1 protein-coding gene and 1 rRNA gene are annotated in these 1,528 nt (G+C 44.8%); one reads left to right on the forward strand and one right to left on the reverse strand.

The window, feature by feature from the left end; genetic code table 11:
- Positions 1 to 103 precede the first annotated feature (103 nt).
- Positions 104 to 219 (forward strand): 5S ribosomal RNA (gene rrf, locus C6Y40_RS07655).
- A 210-nt stretch (positions 220 to 429) separates the two neighbouring features.
- Here the strand turns inward: rrf and C6Y40_RS07660 are convergent.
- Positions 430 to 1,447 (reverse strand): IS630 family transposase gene (locus C6Y40_RS07660; RefSeq protein ID WP_105932858.1). Its coding sequence is split into 2 segments (ribosomal slippage): positions 430 to 1,002 and positions 1,004 to 1,447, totalling 1,017 coding nucleotides; the frame shifts between segments, so codons are not numbered across the junction.
- Between the last annotated feature and the right edge of the window lie 81 nt (positions 1,448 to 1,528).

Here is a 1,528-nt window from a genome sequence, read left to right on the forward strand (position 1 = left end):
GTTGTTGGTAAGACTGACTAATCAGAATTTAAGTTAGAGTAGTGAAGTTACTCTGATTGATACAAATATCATTGCTTTCCGAAATTGTTAATACAAGTTAATGCCTGGCGGCAATAGCGACGTGGTCCCACCTGAATCCATTCCGAACTCAGAAGTGAAACACGTTAGCGTCGATGGTAGTGTGGGGTCTCCCCATGTGAGAGTAGAACACCGCCAGGCTCCTAATTCGAAAAACAAAGAACCCAGCGAAAGCTGGGTTTTTTGTTTTTAGGACTGGTACTGTCGTACCACTCCTATGAAGACCCAACCATCGAGGGTCATATCCAGTAAAACGTATCCGTCCGGTGATCTCACCTAGTCTTTAGCAAACTGCCATGGTAGCAGTAGCTCGATATTGGCTTCCGGTTGACTGAGTAATACCATTCCATCTTAATATTTGGTCAGTAATGCCCAGTCTCTCGAACACATATTCATGATTCGCTTAGTGTCATCGACGAAATCGTTCCAAGCTGTGGTACATGCATCAACGATATCTTCGTATCCCTGGAAGCATCTGTTCGCTAAATGATGTTGCCGTATCCAACTCCACACCTGCTCTATGGGATTCAGTTCAGGAGAATAGGGTGGCAGTTTCATAATTGTCAGGTTTTCAAAGTCATCGGCTATATCATCGGTATGCCAACCAGCACCATCCATCACCACCACGGCATGGCGCCCCGGTTTTGTTTTCTGTGAGATTTGCATCAGGTGTTGACGCATGATGTCTTTGCTCACATAGGGCGAAATGAACGCTTCGGTGTCGCCAGTAGCTGGACATACCGCGCCAAACAAATGTGCATATTCAAATTGCTGTTGCTTCACAACTCGTGGGCGACTTCCCGTTGGGGCCCAAATGCGCGTTGTCGTGTTTTGCTGGCCAAAACGAGCTTCGTCCTGGAACCAAACATCTATGCGATCCAAGGCGAGATGCCCCGGAGTGTTAAGGATCGTTTCCAGTAGGAAGTTTTTTATATGCATCCTGGACGCCTGTTTGTTGTTTAGGATGTCGAGAACGACTCGTTATCCAACTAAACCCCAACGATTTTAACAGCTTATAGATTGCATTATGATGGTAGGTAACGCCAAATGTTTGCTCAATATAGGCTAAAATACTTTCCCCGGTAAGCCTACCTCCTTCATGTTTATCCTGGCTATGCTCTTCGATGTATGAACAGAGCGTTTGCTTTTGCCGTTCTGTGAGGTAGCAAGTTCGACCTTTTGCCTTTTTGGATTCCAGACCTTCAAGGCCATTGGTAAGGTAATTGGATACCCACAGATTCACACTTGTCCTACTGACTTTGAGTATTTCAGCGATATAAGTGCGGCTCTTGCCGTCAAGAAAATGAGAAAGGGCTAAGAAGCGTATACGCTTCCGACTATCTTTTTCAGATTTTGAAAGGGCGAGCAATTGCTCTGATGTATATTTCAAACTAAATGGACTCAGGAATGTAATGTGGCAATTAGATCACAAATCTAGATGGAATGGTAT

Source organism: Marisediminitalea alba (genome assembly GCF_002993365.1).
Classification (GTDB): domain Bacteria; phylum Pseudomonadota; class Gammaproteobacteria; order Enterobacterales; family Alteromonadaceae; genus Alteromonas; species Alteromonas alba.